Raw genomic sequence first — 15,811 nt, forward strand, 5'->3', positions numbered from 1 at the left:
ATGTGGTATTTCGCATGGATTTTAGGGACGCTTCTTGCCTGTGCGTTTGGTGTCATCACTGCCCTGGCGCTTGAGCATGTAGAAGCGACCAAAGCAGGTGAAGAAAAGCACTAATGAATATTATCGCAACCTTATATGCGGTAATGGATAAGCGCCCCTTGAGGGCGCTTTCCCTCATTATGGCATTACTGCTGGCAGGCTGTATCTTCTGGGACCCGTCGCGCTTCGCGGCGAAAACCAGCGAGCTTGAAATCTGGCACGGTTTCCTGATTATGTGGGCTGTGTGCGCAGGCGTGATTCACGGTGTCGGCTTTCGTCCGAAAGCGCTACACTGGCAGGGCATCTTCTGCCCACTGATTGCCGATCTGGTTCTCCTCGCCGGTTTGATTTTCTTCTTCTTCTGAATAAGAAATGTCCGTTAACGTTATGGGCTTACCATGGCCCATAAAAATTTACTCTCCGTTTACTTTCCCCCATTCCAAACCATCATTCCCGCGCGTATAGTAGCGAAGTTTGAAAGCTCCAACTTTTCTTGTATTACCGGGATGTAAAGTGAATACAACGCTGTTTCGATGGCCGGTACGTGTCTATTACGAAGATACCGATGCCGGTGGTGTGGTCTACCACGCCAGCTACGTTGCTTTTTATGAACGGGCACGCACAGAGATGCTGCGCCATCATCACTTTAGTCAACAGGTGCTGTTGGCTGAGCGAGTTGCCTTCGTGGTACGCAAGATGACGCTTGAGTATTTTGCGCCTGCCAGACTCGACGATATGCTCGAAGTTCAAACAGAAATTACATCAATGCGCGGAACTTCACTGGTTTTCACGCAGCGGATAGTCAATGCAGAGAACACGGTACTGAACTCAGCTGAAGTCCTGATTGTCTGTGTTGATCCAACCATAATGAAGCCTCGTGCGCTTCCTAAGTCTATTGTCGCGGAGTTTAAGCAGTGACTGACATGAATATCCTTGATTTGTTCCTGAAGGCAAGCCTTCTGGTTAAACTTATCATGTTGATTTTGATTGGTTTTTCAATCGCATCCTGGGCCATCATCATCCAGAGAACGCGTATCCTTAATGCCGCCGGCCGCGAAGCCGAAGCGTTTGAAGATAAGTTCTGGTCGGGAATTGAGCTTTCTCGTCTGTACCAGGAAAGCCAGGGACGCAGTGATAACCTTTCAGGCTCCGAACAAATTTTCTACAGCGGTTTCAAAGAGTTCGCTCGCTTACATCGCGCTAACAGCCATGCGCCGGAAGCCGTGGTAGAAGGGGCGTCGCGTGCGATGCGCATCTCCATGAACCGCGAACTGGAAAATCTTGAAACGCATATTCCTTTCCTCGGAACCGTTGGCTCCATCAGCCCGTATATCGGCCTGTTTGGTACGGTGTGGGGGATCATGCACGCCTTTATCGCCCTGGGGGCGGTGAAGCAGGCAACGTTGCAGATGGTTGCACCGGGTATCGCAGAAGCACTGATCGCGACCGCAATCGGTCTGTTCGCCGCAATTCCGGCGGTAATGGCGTACAACCGTCTGAACCAGCGCGTGAACAAACTGGAACTGAACTACGACAACTTTATGGAAGAGTTCACCGCGATTCTGCATCGTCAGGCGTTTACCAGCACTGAGAGCAACAAGGGGTAAACCATGGCCAGATCGCGTGGACGAGGTCGTCGCGAGCTCAAGTCCGAAATCAATATCGTTCCGTTACTGGACGTGCTGCTGGTGCTGCTGCTGATCTTTATGGCGACAGCGCCCATCATCACCCAGAGCGTGCAAGTTGATCTGCCGGATGCGACAGAATCACAGGCGGTAAGCACCAATGACGATCCTCCGGTCATCATTGAGGTTTCCGGCGTAGGGCAGTACAGCGTGGTGGTAGAGAAAGATCGTATGGATCAGCTTCCGCCAGAGCAGGTTATTGCTGAAGCGCAACGACGTCTGGAGTCAAATCCGAAGACGGTCTTCTTAATCGGTGGTGCGAAAGACGTACCATACGATGAAATTATCAAAGCGCTGAACTTGCTACATAGCGCGGGCGTTAAGTCAGTTGGCTTAATGACTCAGCCTATTTGATCATCTGCGTAGTTTTTGGGAACCGATAGTGTCAAAGGCAACCGAACAGAACGACAAGCTTAAGCGAGCGATAATCGTCTCCGCAGTGCTGCACGTAATTCTTTTTGCAGCGCTGATCTGGAGTTCGTTCGATGAGCACCTTGATGCATCAGGCGGCGGTGGGGGCTCGTCCATCGACGCCGTCATGGTGGATCCCGGTGCGGTAGTGCAGAACTATAATCGCCAGCAACAGCAGCAGGCGAGCGCAAAACGCGCGGAAGAACAGCGTGAAAAACAGGCGCAACAGCAGGCGGAAGAGCTGCGTGAAAAGCAGGCCGCCGAGCAGGAACGTCTGAAGCAGCTTGAGAAAGAGCGTTTGCAGGCGCAGGAAGCCGCTAAAGAGCAGGCGGAGCAGCAGAAACAGGCTGAAGCCGCAGCGAAGAAAGCTCAGGAACAGCAGAAGCAGGCGGAAGAGGCGGCAGCCAAAGCCGCGGCAGACGCGAAGGCGCAGGCAGATGCTCAGGCTAAGTTAGCCGCAGAAGCCGCGAAGAAAGCGGCTGCTGATGCGCAGAAGAAAGCGGAAGCCGAAGCGGCGAAGAAAGCCGCTGCTGATGCGAAGAAGAAAGCAGAAGCCGAAGCGGCGAAAAAAGCTGCCGCTGACGCACAGAAGAAAGCCGAAGCGGAAGCCGCCAAAAAAGCTGCGCAGGAAGCAGAGAAGAAAGCGGCTGCCGATGCTGCGAAAAAAGCGGCCGCCGCCGAGAAAGCTGCGGCAGAAAAAGCCGCCGCTGCGGAAAAAGCCGCTGCGGAAAAAAAAGCGGCAGCTGAGAAAGCCGCTGCTGAAAAAGCCGCAGCTAAGAAGGCCGCTGCTGCGGAAAAAGCCGCTGCCGCAGGGGTTGACGATCTGCTGGGGGACCTGAGCTCCGGTAAGAATGCACCGAAAACGGGCGGTGGGGCGAAAGGAAGTAACGCAGCACCGGCAGGAAGTGGTAACACTAAGAACAACGGTGCTTCTGGCGCTGAGATCAACGACTATAAGAATCAGATTGCCGCGGCTATTGCCAGCAGACTTAACGATAAATCGCTCTATACCGGGAAAACGTGCCGACTGCATATTAAACTGGCTACGGATGGTATGGTGCTGAGCGTTGAGTCAGAAGGGGGAGATGAAGCGTTATGCCAGGCTGCACTTGTGGCAGTGAATCAGGCAAAACTGCCAAAACCTCCATCACAGGCTGTCTATGAAGTGTTCAAAGACGCTTCGCTGAACTTTAAGCCATAAGCAGAGCTGCTGTTATCGGGTTCTGATAGTTTTGTGTATTTGAGTTTGTTAACCTTCTGCTAAATTATCCAGGACTTATTGTTCGGATAAGGGAGATATGATGAAGCAGGCATTACGATTAGCTTTTGGTTTTTTAGTACTGTTGACGTCAGCAGTGCATGCCACAGTAAGCATCGACATTACCGACTGGAACGACTCAGCGCGTCCAATCGGTGTCGTTCCGTTCCAGTGGGCAGGCCCGGGCGCTGCGCCTGAAGATATTGGCGGCATTGTTGCAGCTGACCTGCGTAACAGCGGTAAATTTAACCCCTTAGATCGTTCTCGTCTGCCGCAGCAGCCGGGTACAGCTCAGGAAGTTCAACCTGCTGCATGGTCTGCACTGGGTATTGATGCCGTGGTTGTCGGACAGGTTACTCCTGCGCCAGACGGCGGCTATAACGTCGCTTATCAGCTGGTGGATACTGGCGGTGCGCCGGGTACCGTTCTGGCTCAAAACACGTATAAGGTGAACAAGCAGTGGCTGCGTTATGCAGGCCACACGGCGAGTGACGAAGTGTTTGAGAAGCTGACCGGTATTAAAGGTGCGTTCCGTACCCGTATCGCGTACGTAGTACAGACCAACGGCGGCCAGTTCCCTTATGAGCTGCGCGTCTCTGACTACGATGGTTACAACCAGTTCACCGTACACCGTTCACCACAGCCGCTGATGTCTCCGGCATGGTCTCCGGATGGCTCTAAGCTGGCGTACGTGACCTTCGAAAGCGGCCGTTCCGCGCTGGTTATCCAGACACTGTCTAACGGTGCTGTGCGTCAGGTTGCGTCATTCCCACGTCACAACGGTGCGCCTGCGTTCTCTCCGGATGGTACCAAACTGGCGTTTGCCCTGTCTAAAACCGGTAGCCTGAACCTGTACGTGATGGATATTGGTTCTGGTCAGATCCGTCAGGTCACGGATGGTCGTAGCAACAACACTGAGCCAACCTGGTTCCCGGACAGCCAGAATCTGGCATTTACGTCTGACCAGGCAGGTCGTCCACAAGTTTATAAAGTGAATATCAACGGCGGAGCAGCGCAGCGTATTACCTGGGAAGGTTCTCAGAACCAGGATGCTGACGTCAGTGCCGATGGTAAAACAATGGTAATGGTCAGTACTGCGGGTGGTCAGCAGCACATTGCCAAACAAGATCTGGTAACGGGGGGCGTACAAGTACTGTCGTCAACGTTCCTGGATGAAACGCCAAGTCTGGCACCTAACGGCACCATGGTAATCTACAGCTCTTCTCAGGGGATGGGATCCGTGCTGAATCTGGTTTCTACAGATGGGCGTTTCAAAGCGCGTCTTCCGGCAACTGATGGACAGGTAAAATCACCTGCCTGGTCGCCGTATCTGTAATAATAATTAATTGATTACTAAAGGAATCTTAGAAATGCAACTGAACAAAGTGCTGAAGGGGCTGATGATCGCTCTGCCTGTTATGGCAATCGCAGCGTGTTCTTCTAACAAGAACGCAAGCAATGACCAGAGCGGCGAAGGCATGATGGGTGCCGGCACCGGTATGGACGCTAACGGCAATGGCAATATGTCTTCTGAAGAGCAAGCGCGTCTTCAGATGCAGCAGTTACAGCAGAACAACATCGTTTACTTCGATCTGGATAAATACGACATTCGTTCTGACTTCGCTGCAATGCTGGATGCGCACGCAAACTTCCTGCGTAGCAACCCGTCTTACAAAGTCACCGTAGAAGGTCATGCGGACGAACGTGGTACTCCGGAGTACAACATCTCCCTGGGTGAACGTCGTGCAAACGCTGTTAAAATGTACCTCCAGGGTAAAGGCGTTTCTGCTGACCAGATCTCCATCGTTTCTTACGGTAAAGAAAAACCAGCAGTACTGGGTCACGACGAAGCGGCTTACTCCAAAAACCGTCGTGCCGTACTCGTTTACTAAGAGAATTGCATGAGCAGTAACTTCAGACATCATCTGATGAGTCTGTCGTTACTGGTTGGAATAGCGGCCCCCTGGGCCGCTTTTGCTCAGGCACCAATCAGTAGTGTCGGCTCAGGCTCGGTAGAAGATCGAGTCACTCAACTCGAGCGTATTTCTAACGCTCACAGCCAGCTTTTAACTCAACTCCAGCAGCAGCTTTCCGATAACCAGAATGATATTGATTCCCTTCGTGGTCAGATCCAGGAGAGTCAGTATCAGCTTAATCAGGTTGTGGAGCGCCAGAAGCAAATTTTGTTGCAGATGGATAGCCTGAACAGCGGCGGAGCAGCAGCACAGCCAGCAGCAGGCGATCAAAGCGGTGCGGCGACGCCTGCACCTGCGGCAGATGCCTCCGCGTCGTCTGGTGCGCCTGTACAGAGCGGTGACGCGAATACGGACTACAACGCGGCCATTGCCCTGGTGCAGGACAAATCGCGCCAGGACGATGCTATCGTTGCGTTTCAGAACTTCGTTAAGAAGTACCCTGATTCCACTTACCAGCCAAATGCGAACTACTGGCTGGGTCAGTTGAATTACAACAAGGGTAAAAAGGATGATGCGGCGTTTTATTTTGCCTCTGTGGTGAAAAATTACCCGAAATCACCGAAAGCGCCTGATGCGATGTATAAAGTCGGCGTGATCATGCAGGACAAAGGCGACACTGCAAAAGCCAAAGCGGTTTATCAGCAGGTGGTTGCGAAATTCCCGGGTACAGACGGCGCCAAACAGGCACAAAAACGTTTGAGTTCGATGGGTTGATTATCGCATGACCAGAAATCGCGTTATTTCTGGTCGTGCAGCATGATTCCTAAGCAGTTAAGTGATCTTCATCGAAATTTTTGTTGCGCAGAATTCTTAAATCAGTAATATATGCCGCCGTTGCCACGGGATATCAAACAACGTGAAAGCAGCGCAAAAGTGGGTCGTTAGCTCAGTTGGTAGAGCAGTTGACTTTTAATCAATTGGTCGCAGGTTCGAATCCTGCACGACCCACCACTTAAAGCAGTTCCGGCAGCACAGAGTGGGTGATTAGCTCAGTTGGTAGAGCATCTCCTTTACACGGAGGGGGTCGGCGGTTCGAGCCCGTCATCACCCACCACTCGGGTCGTTAGCTCAGTTGGTAGAGCAGTTGACTTTTAATCAATTGGTCGCAGGTTCGAATCCTGCACGACCCACCAATTTTATTGGTACCGAGTGATAATTCAGGCAACACCCGAATGGGTCGTTAGCTCAGTTGGTAGAGCAGTTGACTTTTAATCAATTGGTCGCAGGTTCGAATCCTGCACGACCCACCAGCCTGAATAGATTTGAAGTACATCCCGTAAGGGGTCGTTAGCTCAGTTGGTAGAGCAGTTGACTTTTAATCAATTGGTCGCAGGTTCGAATCCTGCACGACCCACCAATGTAAAAAGGCGCCCTAAAGGCGCCTTTTTGCTATCTGTCGTTCGCCAGTGCCTTGTAGGTCGGGTAAGGCGAAGCCGCCACCCGACAGATGCTACCGGCATCAATTCCCGATGACATTCCCCCTCAAATTCGCTATCTTGTTTAGTATACAAAACACCATTGCCTCATTTTTGTTATCTCATGCAAAACAAAGGCAATATTGTTAAGCCAGTAAAACGAGAAGCCATAATGAGTGTGATGTTTGATCCCGAAACCGCAATCTATCCCTTCCCGCCAAAGCCTGCTCCGCTAAGCCGGGATGAAAAACAGTTCTATCGAGAGAAAATCAAGCGCCTGCTTAAAGAGCGTGATGCGGTGATGGTGGCGCATTACTACACCGACCCGGAAATTCAGCAGCTGGCGGAAGAGACGGGCGGCTGTATCTCAGATTCCCTGGAAATGGCGCGTTTCGGTGCTAAACATCCTGCCTCCACGCTGCTGGTTGCAGGTGTGCGCTTCATGGGCGAAACGGCAAAAATCCTCAGCCCGGAAAAAACCATACTGATGCCGACGCTGAATGCCGAATGCTCCCTTGACCTCGGTTGCCCGATTGATGAGTTCACCGCCTTCTGTGATGCCCACCCTGACCGTACCGTGGTGGTCTATGCCAACACGTCTGCGGCGGTGAAAGCCCGGGCGGACTGGGTAGCGACGTCCAGTATCGCCGTTGAGCTGATTGAACATCTGGACAGCCTGGGGGAGAAAATCATCTGGGCGCCCGATCGTCACCTGGGAAACTACGTACAAAAACAGACCGGTGCGGATGTGCTGTGCTGGCAGGGGGCCTGTATCGTCCACGATGAGTTCAAGACCCAGGCGCTGACCCGGATGAAAGGCTTATACCCGCAGGCCGCGATACTGGTGCACCCGGAATCTCCGCAGTCGATCGTCGACATGGCGGACGCCGTCGGCTCAACCAGCCAGTTAATTAACGCGGCAAAAACGCTGCCACACAAGCAGCTCATCGTGGCGACCGATCGCGGTATCTTCTACAAAATGCAACAGGCCGTGCCGGAAAAAGAGCTGCTTGAAGCGCCAACCGCCGGAGAAGGGGCGAGCTGCCGAAGCTGCGCGCATTGCCCGTGGATGGCGATGAATGGGCTCAAAGCGATTTCGGAGGCGCTTGAGAACGGTGGCGCAGCGCATGAGATCCACGTGGTTGCCGCTCTGCGTGAAGGCGCGTTAATTCCACTTAACCGTATGCTGGATTTTGCGGCTACACTACGTACTTAACTTATTACGCCCCGGAGAAAAAATGGATTTTTTTAGCACACAGAACATCCTGGTTCATATCCCGATTGGTGCGGGCGGCTATGACCTGTCGTGGATTGAAGCGGTGGGTACGCTGGCCGGTTTACTCTGTATCTGGCTGGCCAGCCTTGAGAAGATCAGCAACTATGCGTTCGGGCTGATAAACGTCACGCTGTTTGCGATCATCTTCTTCCAGATCCAGCTCTACGCCAGCCTGCTTCTACAGCTGTTCTTCTTCGCGGCCAATATCTATGGCTGGTACGCCTGGTCTCGGCAAAACAGCCAGCAGGAGGCGGAGTTGCAAATCCGCTGGCTGCCGTTGCCTAAAGCCATCGCCTGGTTCGCGGCCTGCGTGGTGGCTATCGGCTTTATGACCGTCTTTATTGATCCGGTATTTGCCTTCCTGACGCGCGTGGCGGTCTCGGTGATGTCAGGTCTGGGATTGAACGTGACGATGCCTGAGCTTCAGCCGGATGCCTTCCCGTTCTGGGATTCCTGCATGATGGTGTTGTCAATTGCCGCAATGATCCTGATGACCCGTAAATACGTTGAGAACTGGCTGTTGTGGGTGGTCATCAATGTCATTAGCGTGGTGATTTTTGCCCGCCAGGGTGTTTATGCCATGTCGCTGGAGTATATGCTCCTGACCTTCATTGCTCTCAACGGCAGCCGCATGTGGATTAACAGCGCGCGTGAGCGTGGCTCTCGCGCGCTTTCCCGTTAATGATGATGTGCGTGTGAGTGGCCGGACTGCGCCTCGTTAAGGTGGCAGTCTGGCCCGCTGCAAGGCTGGTACTCCATCTGGATAGTGGAGTGCGCAATCTCATAGTGATGCTCGAGGAAATGCCGAATACGTTCAAGCAACGCATCGTGATCGTGGGGCGGAATAACCTGAACGTGCAGCGTCATCAGCGGTTTCTCACCCACCAGCCAGACGTGAACGTGGTGAACGTTACGGACTTCAGGAATGGAACGACACAGATTGCGTTTTAGCTCGCCAATATCCAGCGACGTGGGAGCGCCTTCCAGCAGCTCATTGACGCTCTCTTTCAACAGCCGCCAGGCACTGCGTAATACAAGGCACGATACCAGCACGGAAAGAATCGGGTCGATGGGGGTCCAGCCCGTACCCATAATGATCAGCGCGGCTACGATGGCCCCTACGGAACCCAGCAGATCGCCCAGCACATGAAGCGCCGCGGCCCGTACGTTCAGATTTTTTTCACTGCTGCCGCGGTGCAATATCCAGAACGCCAGAATATTGGCGACCAACCCGGCAATGGCGATAACCATCATTGTTGTCCCGGCTACCGGTTGGGGATGCCGAAAGCGCTGAAAAGCCTCCCATACGATGAGTATGGTAATCACCACTAAGGCAATCGCATTCACAAAGGCGGCAAGCGTGGTCAGCCTGAGCCAGCCAAAGGTGTGGCGGGCATTGGGAGGTCGACGGGCAAACTGCACGGCCAGCAGAGCAAACAGGAGCGCGGCAGCGTCGGTCAGCATATGCCCGGCATCGGCCAGCAGCGCCAGCGATCCGGATATCAGCCCGCCTGTGACCTCAATAATCATAAAGGTGGCAGTGACGCCAAAAGCCAGCAAAAGCCGTTTGGCATTTTCATCGCCAGTGGAGTGGGAATGGGAGTGGGAGTGCGCCATGGTATCGTTCCTGATTTATTATTATTTTTAGTGTAGCGTTTTTAAGAGCTTAAATAAAAAAGGAGAGCATTCGCTCTCCCTGTTTTACCTTATGGAAGGTTACTGGGTAGTACCGTCCGTTTTGGTATTGGCATCGCTGCCCACTTTGTCATTCGGGTCCGGGCATTTCCCGTCTTTACAGACTGAGTTTTTATGCACCTCGTCGGTAGTCATACCCTCATGGTTCATCGTGCCTGTGTTCGTCCCGCCAGTATTGGTATTGCCCGTGTTGATATTACTGTTATCAACATTGTTTGGCGCAATATTCTGTTTTGCATCCGGCGCAACCTGGCCTGCTTCGGCAGCGGCATTCGCGTCGCCGTTGCTGCCGGATGAGCCTGCATCAGCAGCCAGTACGCTACCGCTTACCAGGGTAAGGGTTGCCGTCAGGAAAAGCGTAGTCAGTTTCGTCATTTTCATCATGGTGCTCCTGTTCTTATCGTTACGCTGGATAACATTCTCCAACAGTGCATCTTGTTCAGTGGCGAAAGATTCCGGACTCCTGAATTATGTCAGGATGGAATCGCGTATAAATATTTAAAAACAGTCGTTACAAGTAAAAAGCTTAGGCCAGATCTCATTTTTCGCTATTTTGTTGCGTATTTTAGGCGAATTCCAGGAATTATCTGCGCGAAGTGTAAAAGCCCGTTTACACTTCGTGGCCGACAAGTTAGATTGAAAGGATTGCTTTCATTACTAAAGATATGGCAGAGCCGGAAAGAAGATGAATTATCAGAACGACGATTTACGCATTAAAGAGATCAATGAGTTATTACCTCCCGTAGCGCTCCTTGAAAAATTCCCCGCCACCGAAAATGCCGCCAACACGGTGTCTCATGCCCGCAAGGCGATCCACAAGATCCTGAAAGGTAGCGACGATCGTCTTCTGGTAGTGATCGGGCCATGCTCCATTCACGATCCTGCTGCGGCCAAAGAGTATGCGTCGCGTCTGCTCGCCCTGCGTGAAGAGCTGAAAGGCGAACTGGAAATCGTGATGCGCGTTTATTTCGAAAAACCGCGTACCACCGTGGGCTGGAAAGGGTTAATCAACGATCCGCATATGGACAACAGTTTCCAGATTAACGACGGCCTGCGCATTGCGCGTAAGCTGCTGCTGGAGATCAACGACAGCGGGCTGCCTGCTGCCGGAGAATTCCTCGATATGATCACCCCGCAGTATCTGGCTGACCTGATGAGCTGGGGCGCTATTGGTGCGCGTACGACTGAATCTCAGGTTCACCGCGAGCTGGCGTCTGGCCTGTCATGCCCGGTGGGTTTCAAAAATGGCACTGATGGCACCATCAAGGTCGCCATTGACGCCATTAATGCGGCGGGCGCGCCGCACTGCTTCCTGTCGGTGACCAAGTGGGGCCACTCGGCTATCGTGAATACCAGCGGTAATGGCGATTGCCATATCATACTGCGCGGCGGTAAAGAGCCTAACTATAGCGCTAAACACGTAGCGGAGGTAAAAGCAGGGCTGGAGAAAGCAGGTCTGGCACCGCAGGTGATGATCGATTTCAGCCATGCCAACTCCAGCAAACAGTTCAAAAAGCAGATGGAAGTCGGCGCAGATGTGTGTCAGCAAATCGCCAGCGGTGAACGCGCAGTGATTGGGGTGATGATTGAGAGCCATCTGGTTGAAGGCAACCAGAACCTGGAGGGCAGCGAGCCGCTGGTCTACGGTAAGAGCGTGACGGATGCCTGCATTGGCTGGGACGATACCGATGCGATCCTGCGTCAGCTGGCGGATGCGGTTAAAGCGCGTCGCGGCTAAGTATGTCGCGGGTAATAAAAAAGCGTGGATTTCTCCACGCTTTTTTTATGTCCGGCAAATATTACTTCGCTTTACCCTGGTTCGCCACGGCTGCCGCTTTTGCAGCGATTTCGTCGGCGTTACCCAGGTAGTAATGTTTAACTGGCTTGAAGTTTTCGTCGAACTCGTACACCAGCGGCACGCCGGTAGGGATGTTCAGCTCGAGGATTTCATCTTCACCCATGTTGTCCAGGTATTTCACCAGCGCACGCAGGGAGTTACCGTGAGCAGCGATAATGACGCGCTCGCCGCTTTTCAGGCGTGGCAGAATGGTTTCGTTCCAGTAAGGCACAACGCGGTCGATGGTCAGCGCCAGGCTTTCGGTCTGCGGCAGTTCAGCCTCAGTCAGCTTCGCGTAACGCGGATCGTGGCCCGGGTAGCGCTCGTCATCTTTGCTCAGCTCTGGAGGCGTAACCGCAAAACCACGACGCCACTGCTTAACCTGCTCGTCACCGTATTTTTCTGCGGTTTCCGCTTTGTTCAGACCTTGCAGCGCACCGTAGTGACGCTCGTTAAGTTTCCAGGATTTCTCAACCGGCAGCCAGGCCTGATCCAGCTCGTCTAGAATGTTCCACAGGGTATGGATGGCACGTTTCAGCACAGAGGTGTAAGCAAAGTCAAAGGTGAAGCCTTCTTCTTTCAGCAGTTTACCTGCCGCTTTTGCTTCGCTCACGCCTTTCTCGGACAGATCAACGTCATACCAACCGGTGAAGCGGTTTTCGTTGTTCCACTGGCTTTCGCCGTGGCGCACCAGGACAAGCTTAGTATTAGCCATTTCTTACTCCTCAAGCATTTTGAATGATAACAATTCTCATTATATTGCCGTGACTGTGCCAGCAGCAACGCTTAACCCTAACCATAGCGAAAATAGTTCGAGAGTGTAAGATGCATGTGAATCCAGGGTTATGATTTTGTCTGCGATCGCCGCTATTTTCAGCAAGGCGGAGATAAAAAAGCCCTCGCGGTGAGGGCCAGGCTTTTTTGCCGGATGGCGCTTCGCTTATCAGGCCTACATTTGTAGGCCCGTGCGCCGCCGGACATTAAGCGCGCGGAATGAAATGATACTCGGTGACGCTTACGTACTCTTCACCCGGACGTAGCACGCAGTCCGGCTGCGGCCATTCACGATGGTTAGGACTGTCTGGCAGGAACTCGCTCTCCAGCGCCAGGCCTTGCCAGGCGCCGTAGGCGTCATGTTCGCGCGCCGTGGTACCCTCCAGATAGTTACCGGAATAGAACTGTAGGGCGGGGGCGGTGGTGTAGACCGTCATCTGTAACTTCTCATCAGCAGACCAGACCTGTGCGGCAGGTTGAGAAAGATCGCCTTTCGCCTGCAACAGGAACGCGTGGTCGTAGCCTTTCACCTTGCGCTGATCGTCATCACTCAGGAAATCCTGGGCGATGGTTTTCGGCTGACGAAAATCAAAGCTATTACCGCTTACCGGTTTCAGCCCCTGATAAGGGATACCCATCTCATCGACCGGCAGATACTCGTCCGACAGGATCTGGAGTTTGTGGCTGCGGACATCGGTCTGATTACCGTCAAGGTTGAAATAGGCGTGGTTAGTCAGGTTGACCGGGCACGGCTTATCGACGGTCGCGCGGTACTCAATGGCGATGCGATTATCTTCGGTCAGGGTGAAGCGCGCCGTTGCGGTGAGATTGCCCGGGAAACCCTGGTCTCCATCGAGGGAGTCCAGAGAGAACCAGACCTCACCGTCATTTTGCTGCACAATCTTCCAGCGACGTTTATCAAACCCTTCCGGGCCGCCGTGCAGCTGATTTTCGCCCTGGCTGGCAAGCAGGGAATACGTTACGCCGTCCAGCGTAAACCGGCTTCTGGCGATGCGGTTAGCGTAGCGGCCTATGGATGCGCCCAGAAAAGCGGTCTGCTCGATATACTGCTCCGGCGATGCGCAGCCGAGCAGGGTTTCGCGCACGCTGCCGTCAGGCATCGGTACGCGGGCAGAAAGTAACGTTGCGCCCCAGTCCATCAGCGTAACCACCATCCCGGCGCTGTTGCGCAGGGTTAACAGGCGATACGGCAGACCATCCGGTGCGAGTGTAGGTATTTCGTTTAGCACTGTCCGGCTCCTTGTGATGCTTTACAGACGTAGAAAGTTTCTTTGATGCCCGTTTTGGCTTCGTACTGCTTAGCCACGGCGTCCTGGACGGCAGGGACCAGCTCTTCCGGCACGAGGGCGACGACGCACCCGCCAAATCCGCCGCCGGTCATACGCACGCCGCCTTTGTCGCCAATCGTGGCTTTCACAATTTCAACCAGGGTGTCGATTTGCGGCACGGTGATTTCGAAATCGTCACGCATGGAGGCATGCGATTCGGCCATCAGCTCGCCCATCCGTTTCAGGTCACCTTTCGCCAGCGCGGAGGCGGCTTCTACGGTACGGGCATTTTCGGTCAGTATATGGCGCACGCGCTTCGTGACAACCGGGTCCAGCTCGTGGGCGACCTTGTTAAATTCATCAAGTGAGACATCACGCAGGGCTGGCTGCTGGAAGAAGCGCGCGCCGGTTTCGCACTGTTCGCGACGGGTGTTGTACTCGCTGCCCACCAGGGTGCGTTTGAAGTTGCTGTTGATGATCACCACAGCCGCACCTTTAGGCAGCGGAACCGCTTTGGTCCCGAGGGAGCGACAGTCAATCAGCAAAGCGTGTTCTTTCTTGCCCAGCGCGGAAATCAGCTGATCCATAATGCCGCAGTTGCAGCCCACGAACTGGTTTTCCGCTTCCTGACCGTTCAGGGCGATCTGCGCCCCGTCCAGCGGCAGATGATAAAGCTGCTGGAACACGGTGCCGACCGCCACTTCCAGAGATGCGGAAGAGCTTAATCCCGCCCCCTGCGGCACGTTGCCGCTGATCACCAGATCGGCCCCGCCGAAATTCTTGTTACGCTTTTGCAGGTGCTTCACCACGCCGCGAACATAGTTCGACCACTGCTGGCTGTCGTGGGTCACGATCGGCGCATCGAGGGAAAATTCGTCAATTTCGTTGCCGTAATCCGCGGCGATTACTCGCACATGACGATCGTCGCGTTTCGCACAGCTGATCACCGTCTGGTAGTCGATGGCACACGGCAGGACAAAACCGTCGTTATAGTCGGTGTGCTCGCCGATCAGATTAACGCGGCCTGGCGCCTGGATAACATGGGTGGCAGGGTAGCCAAATTTTTCAGCAAACAGGGATTGTGTTTTATCTTTCAGACTCATTTTTAGACTCCTGATTCGCGGTAATGGACGTCGCTAACGGCACGCAGACGTTCTGCCGCCTGTTCCGCCGTCAGGTCGCGCTGGGTTTCCGCCAGCATTTCATAGCCCACCATGAATTTACGTACCGTTGCTGAGCGCAGCAGCGGCGGGTAGAAGTGTGCATGTAACTGCCAGTGTTGATTCTCTTCGCCGTTAAACGGCGCGCCGTGCCAGCCCATGGAGTAGGGGAAGGAGCACTGGAAGAGGTTGTCGTAGCGGCTGGTCAGTTTTTTCAGCGCCAGCGCCAGGTCGTCACGCTGGGCGTCGCTGAGTTCGGTAATGCGCTGAACATGGGCTTTCGGCAGCAGCAGCGTCTCAAATGGCCACGCCGCCCAGTAAGGGACTACCGCAAGCCAGTGTTCGGTTTCCACCACGGTACGGCTGCCATCCGCCAGCTCACGCTGGGTGTAATCCACCAGCATAGGCGAACCGTTCTGGGTGAAATACGCTTTTTGCAGTCGGTCCTCACGCTCGGCTTCGTTCGGCAGGAAGCTGTTCGCCCAGATTTGACCGTGCGGATGTGGGTTGGAGCAGCCCATCGCCGCGCCTTTATTTTCAAACACCTGCACCCACGGATAGCTCTGGCCCAGCTCCGCGGTTTGCACCTGCCAGGTGCTGACCACCTCTTTCAGGGCATCCACGCTCAGCTCCGGCAACGTTTTGCTGTGATCGGGCGAGAAGCAGATCACGCGGCTGGTGCCTCGGGCGCTTTCGCAGCGCATCAGCGGGTCATGGCTTTCCGGCGCGTCCGGCGTATCGGTCATCAGCGCGGCAAAGTCGTTAGTAAACACGAAGGTGCCTTTGTAGTCCGGGTTTTTATCGCCCGTCACGCGGGTATTGCCCGGGCAGAGGAAACAGTCCGGATCATGCTGCGGCAGCGTCTGTTTGGCAGGCGTCTCTTGCGCCCCCTGCCAGGGGCGCTTGGCGCGATGCGGTGAAACTAAAATCCATTGCCCGCTGAGCGGGTTAAAACGACGATGCGGGTGATCGACGGGATTGAATTGCGTCATGACA

Annotated in this window: 18 protein-coding genes and 5 tRNA genes; 17 read left to right on the forward strand and 6 right to left on the reverse strand. The window is 54.0% G+C overall.

The window, feature by feature from the left end; all coding sequences use genetic code 11:
* The 16 genes from cydX (at window position 1) to pnuC (ending at window position 8,742) form a co-directional block, all read left to right on the forward strand.
* Complete coding sequence (gene cydX / locus RY075_RS06915; protein WP_003858598.1) at window positions 1–114, forward strand: cytochrome bd-I oxidase subunit CydX; 114 nt, start codon at window positions 1–3, stop codon at window positions 112–114.
* Entirely contained in the window at window positions 114–404 is a 291-nt protein-coding gene (gene ybgE, locus RY075_RS06920; RefSeq protein ID WP_003858596.1) for a cyd operon protein YbgE, read from the forward strand. Before cydX ends, ybgE begins: the two co-directional genes overlap by 1 nt.
* Before the next feature lie 148 nt (window positions 405–552).
* Complete coding sequence (ybgC, locus tag RY075_RS06925; protein WP_003858593.1) at window positions 553–957, forward strand: tol-pal system-associated acyl-CoA thioesterase; 405 nt, start codon at window positions 553–555, stop codon at window positions 955–957.
* A complete protein-coding gene (tolQ, locus tag RY075_RS06930) occupies window positions 954–1,646 on the forward strand; it encodes a Tol-Pal system protein TolQ (RefSeq protein ID WP_263717793.1) in 693 nt (230 codons plus the stop codon). Before ybgC ends, tolQ begins: the two co-directional genes overlap by 4 nt.
* Window positions 1,647–1,649: 3 nt before the next feature.
* Window positions 1,650–2,078, forward strand: a complete 429-nt coding sequence (gene tolR / locus RY075_RS06935; RefSeq protein WP_045896416.1) for a colicin uptake protein TolR — start codon at window positions 1,650–1,652, stop codon at window positions 2,076–2,078.
* Window positions 2,079–2,106: 28 nt separating this feature from the next.
* Window positions 2,107–3,336 (forward strand): cell envelope integrity protein TolA, encoded by a 1,230-nt coding sequence (tolA, locus tag RY075_RS06940; RefSeq protein ID WP_049126817.1) that lies wholly within the window; start codon window positions 2,107–2,109, stop codon window positions 3,334–3,336.
* Window positions 3,337–3,436: 100 nt separating this feature from the next.
* On the forward strand, window positions 3,437–4,729 hold the full coding sequence (gene tolB, locus RY075_RS06945) for a Tol-Pal system beta propeller repeat protein TolB (RefSeq protein ID WP_017384962.1): 1,293 nt from the start codon (window positions 3,437–3,439) through the stop codon (window positions 4,727–4,729).
* A gap of 34 nt (window positions 4,730–4,763) precedes the next feature.
* The gene (pal, locus tag RY075_RS06950; RefSeq protein ID WP_003858578.1) at window positions 4,764–5,285 is read left to right on the forward strand and encodes a peptidoglycan-associated lipoprotein Pal; all 522 of its coding nucleotides are present in this window, start codon (window positions 4,764–4,766) and stop codon (window positions 5,283–5,285) included.
* Window positions 5,286–5,294: 9 nt separating this feature from the next.
* A complete protein-coding gene (gene cpoB / locus RY075_RS06955; RefSeq protein WP_003858574.1) occupies window positions 5,295–6,083 on the forward strand; it encodes a cell division protein CpoB in 789 nt (262 codons plus the stop codon).
* Between the two features lie 161 nt (window positions 6,084–6,244).
* Window positions 6,245–6,320: transfer RNA gene (locus tag RY075_RS06960), tRNA-Lys, on the forward strand.
* A 27-nt stretch (window positions 6,321–6,347) separates the two neighbouring features.
* Window positions 6,348–6,423 (forward strand) — tRNA-Val (locus RY075_RS06965).
* A gap of 3 nt (window positions 6,424–6,426) precedes the next feature.
* A tRNA-Lys gene (locus tag RY075_RS06970) sits at window positions 6,427–6,502 on the forward strand.
* A gap of 41 nt (window positions 6,503–6,543) precedes the next feature.
* Window positions 6,544–6,619: transfer RNA gene (locus RY075_RS06975), tRNA-Lys, on the forward strand.
* Between the two features lie 31 nt (window positions 6,620–6,650).
* Window positions 6,651–6,726, forward strand: a tRNA-Lys gene (locus RY075_RS06980).
* A 230-nt stretch (window positions 6,727–6,956) separates the two neighbouring features.
* Window positions 6,957–8,000: a quinolinate synthase NadA gene (nadA, locus tag RY075_RS06985; RefSeq protein ID WP_109948662.1), complete on the forward strand. Its 1,044-nt coding sequence runs from the start codon at window positions 6,957–6,959 to the stop codon at window positions 7,998–8,000.
* 22 nt (window positions 8,001–8,022) lie between these two features.
* The gene (pnuC, locus tag RY075_RS06990; protein ID WP_022650623.1) at window positions 8,023–8,742 is read left to right on the forward strand and encodes a nicotinamide riboside transporter PnuC; all 720 of its coding nucleotides are present in this window, start codon (window positions 8,023–8,025) and stop codon (window positions 8,740–8,742) included.
* Here the strand turns inward: pnuC and zitB are convergent.
* Together zitB and RY075_RS07000 are read right to left on the reverse strand one after the other, a co-directional pair.
* Window positions 8,739–9,677 (reverse strand): CDF family zinc transporter ZitB, encoded by a 939-nt coding sequence (gene zitB / locus RY075_RS06995; RefSeq protein ID WP_232967351.1) that lies wholly within the window; start codon window positions 9,675–9,677, stop codon window positions 8,739–8,741. The two genes, pnuC and zitB, sit on opposite strands and share 4 nt — an antisense overlap.
* A gap of 99 nt (window positions 9,678–9,776) precedes the next feature.
* A complete protein-coding gene (locus RY075_RS07000; protein ID WP_109948660.1) occupies window positions 9,777–10,136 on the reverse strand; it encodes a protein YbgS in 360 nt (119 codons plus the stop codon).
* 304 nt (window positions 10,137–10,440) lie between these two features.
* Here RY075_RS07000 and aroG point away from each other — a divergent pair, with 304 nt between their 5' ends.
* Complete coding sequence (gene aroG / locus RY075_RS07005; RefSeq protein WP_003858564.1) at window positions 10,441–11,493, forward strand: 3-deoxy-7-phosphoheptulonate synthase AroG; 1,053 nt, start codon at window positions 10,441–10,443, stop codon at window positions 11,491–11,493.
* A gap of 61 nt (window positions 11,494–11,554) precedes the next feature.
* Here aroG and gpmA read toward each other — a convergent pair whose 3' ends face one another.
* From gpmA to galT, 4 genes are all read right to left on the reverse strand, one after another.
* On the reverse strand, window positions 11,555–12,307 hold the full coding sequence (gene gpmA, locus RY075_RS07010) for a 2,3-diphosphoglycerate-dependent phosphoglycerate mutase (RefSeq protein ID WP_003858562.1): 753 nt from the start codon (window positions 12,305–12,307) through the stop codon (window positions 11,555–11,557).
* 265 nt (window positions 12,308–12,572) lie between these two features.
* Window positions 12,573–13,616, reverse strand: a complete 1,044-nt coding sequence (gene galM, locus RY075_RS07015; protein ID WP_338628352.1) for a galactose-1-epimerase — start codon at window positions 13,614–13,616, stop codon at window positions 12,573–12,575.
* Window positions 13,610–14,758: a galactokinase gene (galK, locus tag RY075_RS07020; RefSeq protein WP_003858559.1), complete on the reverse strand. Its 1,149-nt coding sequence runs from the start codon at window positions 14,756–14,758 to the stop codon at window positions 13,610–13,612. Before galK ends, galM begins: the two co-directional genes overlap by 7 nt.
* Window positions 14,759–14,760: 2 nt before the next feature.
* The gene (galT, locus tag RY075_RS07025; protein WP_022650627.1) at window positions 14,761–15,807 is read right to left on the reverse strand and encodes a galactose-1-phosphate uridylyltransferase; all 1,047 of its coding nucleotides are present in this window, start codon (window positions 15,805–15,807) and stop codon (window positions 14,761–14,763) included.
* Window positions 15,808–15,811 lie beyond the last annotated feature (4 nt).

It is taken from the genome of Enterobacter sp. JJBC (genome assembly GCF_036936505.1).
In the GTDB taxonomy this organism is placed as follows: Bacteria; Pseudomonadota; Gammaproteobacteria; order Enterobacterales; family Enterobacteriaceae; genus Enterobacter; species Enterobacter hormaechei_C.